Genomic DNA, 5461 nt, shown 5'->3' with positions numbered 1-5461 from the left:
CCAGCGCGTGATGAAGAAGGACGAAATCGCGATCCGCGTCGACCTCGGCCGCGGCGAGGCGCGCGCGAGCGTCTGGACGTGCGACCTCTCGCACGACTACGTCTCCATCAACGCGGACTACAGGTCGTGAACGAAGAGCTGCGCGCGCTGGTCGCGCGCGCCGAGTCGCTGCTCGCGCGCGTCGAGGCGCTGTTCCCGCCGGTCGTGCCCGATCCCGACTGGACGGTCGTCACGGCGGCGCGCTGGCGCAAGCGCAACGGCCGCGGCTACCTCCAGGCCGTCCGCCATCCGCACGCCGTCGATCTCGACGACCTCGTCGCGATCGACGCGCAGAAGGATGCGGTCCTGCGCAACACACGTCAGTTCGTCGCGGGATTTCCCGCGAACAACGTGCTCCTCACCGGCTCGCGCGGCACCGGCAAGTCGTCGCTCGTGAAGGCGATGCTGGCGCGGCACGCCGCGGAGGGCCTGCGCCTCGTCGAGGTCGACAAGGCGGATCTCGTCGACCTGCCGGACATTGTCGACCTGGTGGGCGAGCGGCCGGAGCGCTTCATCGTGTACTGCGACGATCTGAGCTTCGACGAGGGAGAGGCAGGCTACAAGGCGCTCAAGTCCATCCTCGACGGCTCCGTTTCCCAGGCCTCGGACAACGTGCTGATCTACGCCACCAGCAACCGGCGCCACCTGCTGCCCGAGTACATGAAGGAGAACCTGAGCTACACGCACACCGAAGACGGCGAGGTGCACCCGGGCGAGGTGATCGAGGAGAAGATCTCGCTGAGCGAACGCTTCGGCCTGTGGGTGAGCTTCTACCCCTTCACCCAGGACGAGTACCTCGCCATCGTGGCGCAGTGGCTGCGCGGCCAGGGCGTGAGCGAGGAAGCGATCGCGGCGGCGCGGCAGGAGAGCCTGGTCTGGGCGCTAGAGCGTGGTTCACGTTCCGGGCGCGTGGCCTACCAGTTCGCACGCGACTACGCCGGGCGGCACGCCGCATGAGCGCGGGCGCGAGACGCGGCTCGCACTCCGGCCGTCCATGCCCGCGCAGGCGGGCATGGAGCCGCGGCCTACGTTCCCCTTGGGGGATCGGCGGGTGTACTCACACGACGAGGGGCTGTCATGACTAGAACGCCGGTCGATGTGGCGGTGGGCGTGCTGATTGACAAGCAGGATCGCTTCCTGCTCACCTCGCGGCCCGAAGGCAAGGTGTACGCCGGCTACTGGGAGTACCCCGGCGGCAAGCTGGAAGCGGGCGAGACTGTCGAGCAGGCGCTGCGGCGCGAGCTGCACGAGGAGCTGGGCATCACCATCGGCGCCGTCCACCCGTGGAAGATCGAGCTGGTCGACTACGAGCACGCCCGCGTGCGCCTGCACTTCTGCAAGGTCTACGAATGGACCGGCGAGTTCGAGATGCGCGAGCGCCAATCCATGGCCTGGCAGACGCTGCCGGTGGAGGTGTCTCCGGTGCTGCCGGGAACCATCCCGGTGCTGCAATGGTTCGCCTCGGAGCGCGGGTTTGCGGGCGCGACCCACAAGGGGTGATTGCTACACTGATCCGATGAATTTCCTCGACGAAATCAAGTGGGATGCGCAAGGCCTGGTGCCGGTGATCGCGCAGGAGGTCGGCAGCAACGACGTGCTGATGTTCGCCTTCATGAACCGCGAGGCGGTGGCTGAGACGGTGCGCCGCGGCGAGGCTGTCTACTGGAGCCGCTCGCGCAGCCGCCTGTGGCACAAGGGTGAGGAATCGGGCCACACCCAGAAGGTGCATGACATCCGCATGGACTGCGACAACGACGTGCTTCTGCTGAAAGTGACGCAACTGGGCCACGAGCCGGGCATTGCTTGCCACACCGGCCGCCACAGCTGCTTCTTCCAGCGATACGAAGATGGTGCCTGGAAGAGCGTCGACCCCGTCTTGAAAGACCCGGAGAGCATCTACAAATGACCAGCAACGACACGCTGGCCCGCCTGGCCGAGGTGATCGAGTCGCGCAAGGCCGGCGACCCTGACAAGAGTTATGTGGCACGCCTGTTCCAGAAAGGGAACGATGCCATCCTCAAAAAGATCGGAGAAGAAGCCACCGAGACGGTGATGGCGGCCAAGGATGGAGACCGCCAGAAGATCGTCTACGAAGTGGCCGACCTCTGGTTCCACTCGATGCTGGCGCTCAGTGCCTATGGCCTGAAACCTGCTGATGTGCTGGCTGAGCTGGAGCGGCGCGAAGGGCTCTCGGGCCTGGAAGAGTTTGCGCTGCGCAAGACCCAAACCCGCGACCACGAGGAGAGGAAGCCATGAGTGAAGTGATGACCCCCGCACCGGGCGGCGATGCCGAGAAGCTCGCCAACCTGAAGCAGCTGACCATGATCACCTACATCCTGTATGCGGTGAGCTGGGTGGTCGGCTTCACGGCCATCGTGGCCATCGTCATCAACTACGTGAAGCGCGAAGACACTGCCGGCACCATCTACGAAAGCCACTTCACCTGGCAGATCCGCACCTTCTGGTGGAGCCTCTTGTGGGCGGTGATCGGCTTTGCGCTGGTGATCGTGGGCGTTGGCTTCGTGATCCTGGCGGCCGACGGCATCTGGGTGATCTACCGCATCGTCAAGGGCTTCCTGAACTGGAACGATGGCAAACCGATGGTTCTGACATGACAACAGCACACGCACACGACCCCAACTGCATCTTCTGCAAGATCGTCGCGGGTCAGATCCCCAGCCGCAAGGCCTATGAGGACGACGACCTGCTCGCCTTCCACGACATCGCCCCCTGGGCGCCCGTGCATGTGCTGGTGATTCCCAAGCAGCACATTGAATCGCTCTACGACACCACACCTGAACAGCACCAGGCCCTGCTGGGCCGCATGCTGGCGCTGGCGCCCGTGCTGATGAAGCAACTTGGCGTGACCGGTGGCTTCCGTGTCCTGGTCAACAACGGCCCCGACGGGCGCCAGGAAGTACCGCATTTGCACCTGCACGCGATGGGTGGGCCACGCCCCTGGGCCAAAGGCTGATCCGGCGTCACCTAAACTTCGCTATTCCCTCTAGGAGATTCAATCATGGGTTCATTCAGCATCTGGCATTGGCTGATCGTGTTGGCCATCGTGATCCTGGTGTTCGGCACCAAGAAGCTCAAGAACATCGGTTCCGACCTGGGTGGTGCCGTCAAGGGTTTCAAGGACGGCATGAAGGACGGTGCGGCCAGCGGCGATGCTTCTGCGGCCAACCAGCAGGTCACGGCCAACAAGGCCAAGGATCCCAACACCGTCGACGTCGAAGCCAAGACGAAGTCGTGAGCCCCCCAGTCGCTGCGCTCCTGCCCCCGAGGGGCGCCACCCGGCGAACCGGCGGAGCCGATTCGCGGGTGTTGCTTGATGAGCATGGCGCTGCACGCATGCAAACAGAGTTGAAGTTGCCTTGATTGATTTCGGTTTCGACAAGATGGCGTTGATCGGCGCAGTGGCGCTGATCGTCATCGGCCCCGAGAAGTTGCCCCGCGTGGCCCGTACCGTGGGCCACCTGCTGGGCAAGGCGCAGCGCTATGTGGCTGACGTGAAAGCCGAGGTCAACCGTTCGATCGAGCTCGAAGAGCTCAAGAAGATGAAGGACCAGTTCGAGGGCGCGGCGCGCGACGTCGAGAAGTCGGTGTCCGACCAGGTCCAGGAAACCACCACCGCATTGCAGGGGGCCTGGGCCGATGCCGACCCGGCCCCGTTCAGTGGCGGCCTGCACGAAGGCCTGGAGCCACCGCCGCCCACCTACACGCACCCGCGCAAGAAATGGCGGATCAAGCGCAGCGCCATGCCGCTCTGGTACAAGCAGCGCAACGGCGTGCGCAGCAAGGCGCAATCGGGCGCAGCCCGCGTGGCGCGCTTTCGCCCGCCACGTTCTTCCGTCTGACCGGGTTCCCGCATGAGTGATTCCAAGCCAGACGAGCTGGAGGGCACCGAACAGCCCTTCGTCTCGCACCTGATCGAGCTGCGCGACCGGCTGATCCGCGCCGTGATCGCCATTGCCGTCTGCGTGGCTGCCCTGGCCATCTGGCCGGGTCCGGCGGCGCTGTACGACTTCCTGGCCCAGCCGCTGGTGGCGAGCATGCCCGAGGGAGGCAAGCTGATCGCCACCAACGTGATCTCGCCCTTCCTGGTGCCGATGAAGATCATGCTGATGGCGGCCTTTCTGCTGGCCTTGCCGGTGGTGCTGTACCAGGTGTGGGCGTTCGTGGCGCCCGGTCTGTACACGCACGAGAAGAAGCTGGTGCTGCCGCTGGTGATCTCGAGCACGCTGCTCTTCTTCATGGGGGTGGCGTTCTGCTACTTCTTCGTGTTCGGCAAGGTGTTCGCCTTCATCCAGGGCTTCGCGCCCAAGAGCATCACGGCCCAGCCCGACATCGAGGCCTATCTCAGCTTCGTGCTCACCATGTTCATCGCCTTCGGTGCGGCCTTCGAGGTGCCGGTGGTGGTGGTGGTGCTGGCCCGCATGGGGCTGGTAAGCATCGAGAAGCTGAAGGCGTTCCGCTCCTACTTCGTCGTCATCGCCTTCATCATTGCGGCGGTGCTGACGCCACCCGACGTGGTGTCGCAATTGGCGCTGGCGATTCCGATGTGCCTGCTCTACGAAGTGGGCATCTGGGCGGCCATCGTGTTCAACAAGCACACCCAGGCGCCAGACGCCGAGGCGTCGTCCGACGCGACCAAGAGCTGACTACTGCTCCCGGCGCGGCTGGGTTCGCGGCCGCTGCGCCACGGTGACGTTCAGGTCCAGCGCCTTGTCGCCGCGCTGGATGCCGATCACGGCCGGTGTCTGCGGCTTGAGAGCCGCAACGGCCGCCAGCAACTGCACGGTGTTGGCCACGGGCGTGTCGGCCACCTTCACCACCACGTCGCCCGGGCGCAGGCCGGCTGCGCTGGCGGGGCCGTTCTGCAGCACGCCGGTGATCAGCACGCCTTGCTTGATCGGCAGGTTGAAGGTCTCGGCGATCTCGGGCGTGAGGTCGCGCGGCTCCACGCCGATCCAGCCGCGTGTCACCTGACCATCGCGCACCAGTCCTTCCATCACCAGCTTGGCGGTGCTCACCGGCACCGCGAAGCCGATGCCCAGGCTGCCACCGGTGCGCGAGTAGATGGCGGTGTTGATGCCCAGCAGGTTGCCGTTCACGTCGACCAGCGCGCCGCCGGAGTTGCCGGGGTTGATGGACGCGTCGGTCTGGATGAAGTTCTGGTAGCCGAGCCCCCGCAGCCCGCTGCGGCCGAGCGCGGAGACGATTCCGCTGGTGACCGACTGGCCGAGCCCGAACGGGTTGCCCACGGCCACCACGAAGTCGCCCACCTGCAGCTGGCTGCTGTCGGCCAGCGCGATCGCCGCCAGCGGCGTGTCCTTCGGCACCTGGATGCGCATCAGCGCGATGTCGGTGTCGGGGTCGGAGCCGACGAACTCGGCCGGGATCGTGCGGCCGTCGCCGA

General features: G+C 65.5%; 10 protein-coding genes and 2 pseudogenes. 11 read left to right on the top strand and 1 reads right to left on the bottom strand.

Features of this window, described 5'->3' with window-relative positions:
* The 11 genes and pseudogenes from VFL64_RS15490 to tatC all read left to right on the top strand — a co-directional run.
* On the top strand, positions 1-130 hold a 130-nt coding region (locus tag VFL64_RS15490), incomplete at its 5' end, for a bifunctional ornithine acetyltransferase/N-acetylglutamate synthase (RefSeq protein WP_489541276.1).
* Positions 127-996: an ATP-binding protein gene (locus VFL64_RS15485; protein WP_489541275.1), complete on the top strand. Its 870-nt coding sequence runs from the start codon at positions 127-129 to the stop codon at positions 994-996. The genes VFL64_RS15490 and VFL64_RS15485, both read left to right, overlap by 4 nt.
* Before the next feature lie 120 nt (positions 997-1116).
* Positions 1117-1539 (top strand): NUDIX domain-containing protein, encoded by a 423-nt coding sequence (locus VFL64_RS15480; RefSeq protein ID WP_489541274.1) that lies wholly within the window; start codon positions 1117-1119, stop codon positions 1537-1539.
* 16 nt (positions 1540-1555) lie between these two features.
* Positions 1556-1945 carry a phosphoribosyl-AMP cyclohydrolase gene (gene hisI, locus VFL64_RS15475; protein WP_489541273.1) on the top strand — a complete coding sequence of 130 codons (390 nt, stop codon included), beginning with the start codon at positions 1556-1558 and terminating at the stop codon, positions 1943-1945.
* Positions 1942-2295 carry a phosphoribosyl-ATP diphosphatase gene (locus tag VFL64_RS15470; RefSeq protein WP_489541272.1) on the top strand — a complete coding sequence of 118 codons (354 nt, stop codon included), beginning with the start codon at positions 1942-1944 and terminating at the stop codon, positions 2293-2295. Before hisI ends, VFL64_RS15470 begins: the two co-directional genes overlap by 4 nt.
* The gene (locus tag VFL64_RS15465; protein WP_489541271.1) at positions 2292-2654 is read left to right on the top strand and encodes a DUF4870 family protein; all 363 of its coding nucleotides are present in this window, start codon (positions 2292-2294) and stop codon (positions 2652-2654) included. Before VFL64_RS15470 ends, VFL64_RS15465 begins: the two co-directional genes overlap by 4 nt.
* The gene (locus tag VFL64_RS15460; protein ID WP_489541270.1) at positions 2651-3013 is read left to right on the top strand and encodes a histidine triad nucleotide-binding protein; all 363 of its coding nucleotides are present in this window, start codon (positions 2651-2653) and stop codon (positions 3011-3013) included. The genes VFL64_RS15465 and VFL64_RS15460 overlap by 4 nt, the downstream gene beginning before the upstream one ends.
* A 45-nt stretch (positions 3014-3058) precedes the next feature.
* Positions 3059-3295, top strand: a complete 237-nt coding sequence (gene tatA, locus VFL64_RS15455) for a Sec-independent protein translocase subunit TatA (RefSeq protein WP_489541269.1) — start codon at positions 3059-3061, stop codon at positions 3293-3295.
* Between the two features lie 121 nt (positions 3296-3416).
* Positions 3417-3642, top strand: a pseudogene (tatB, locus tag VFL64_RS15450) (Sec-independent protein translocase protein TatB); the annotation flags it as partial.
* 110 nt (positions 3643-3752) lie between these two features.
* Positions 3753-3899 (top strand): annotated as a pseudogene (gene tatB, locus VFL64_RS15445) (Sec-independent protein translocase protein TatB); the annotation flags it as partial.
* 12 nt (positions 3900-3911) lie between these two features.
* Positions 3912-4703, top strand: a complete 792-nt coding sequence (gene tatC, locus VFL64_RS15440) for a twin-arginine translocase subunit TatC (protein ID WP_489541268.1) — start codon at positions 3912-3914, stop codon at positions 4701-4703.
* On the opposite strand, the gene VFL64_RS15435 is transcribed toward tatC, so the two are convergent.
* Positions 4704-5461 (bottom strand): S1C family serine protease (locus VFL64_RS15435; RefSeq protein ID WP_489541267.1); only part of this gene is annotated, 758 nt, incomplete at its 5' end.

Origin of the sequence: Rhizobacter sp. (genome assembly GCF_035702065.1) — a bacterium.
Lineage (GTDB): Bacteria > Pseudomonadota > Gammaproteobacteria > Burkholderiales > Burkholderiaceae_C > Rhizobacter.
Note: the sequence above shows the minus strand (reverse complement) of the source record. Positions and strands in the feature narration are given on the sequence as shown.

Excerpts from the sequence above, each read along its gene's own strand:
- VFL64_RS15470 (WP_489541272.1), top strand. The coding sequence starts at position 1,942 with ATGACCAGCAACGACACGCTGGCCCGCCTGGCCGAGGTGATCGAGTCG.
- tatA (WP_489541269.1), top strand. The coding sequence starts at position 3,059 with ATGGGTTCATTCAGCATCTGGCATTGGCTGATCGTGTTGGCCATCGTG.
- VFL64_RS15460 (WP_489541270.1), top strand. The coding sequence starts at position 2,651 with ATGACAACAGCACACGCACACGACCCCAACTGCATCTTCTGCAAGATC.
- VFL64_RS15465 (WP_489541271.1), top strand. The coding sequence starts at position 2,292 with ATGAGTGAAGTGATGACCCCCGCACCGGGCGGCGATGCCGAGAAGCTC.
- hisI (WP_489541273.1), top strand. The coding sequence starts at position 1,556 with ATGAATTTCCTCGACGAAATCAAGTGGGATGCGCAAGGCCTGGTGCCG.
- tatC (WP_489541268.1), top strand. The coding sequence starts at position 3,912 with ATGAGTGATTCCAAGCCAGACGAGCTGGAGGGCACCGAACAGCCCTTC.
- VFL64_RS15480 (WP_489541274.1), top strand. The coding sequence starts at position 1,117 with ATGACTAGAACGCCGGTCGATGTGGCGGTGGGCGTGCTGATTGACAAG.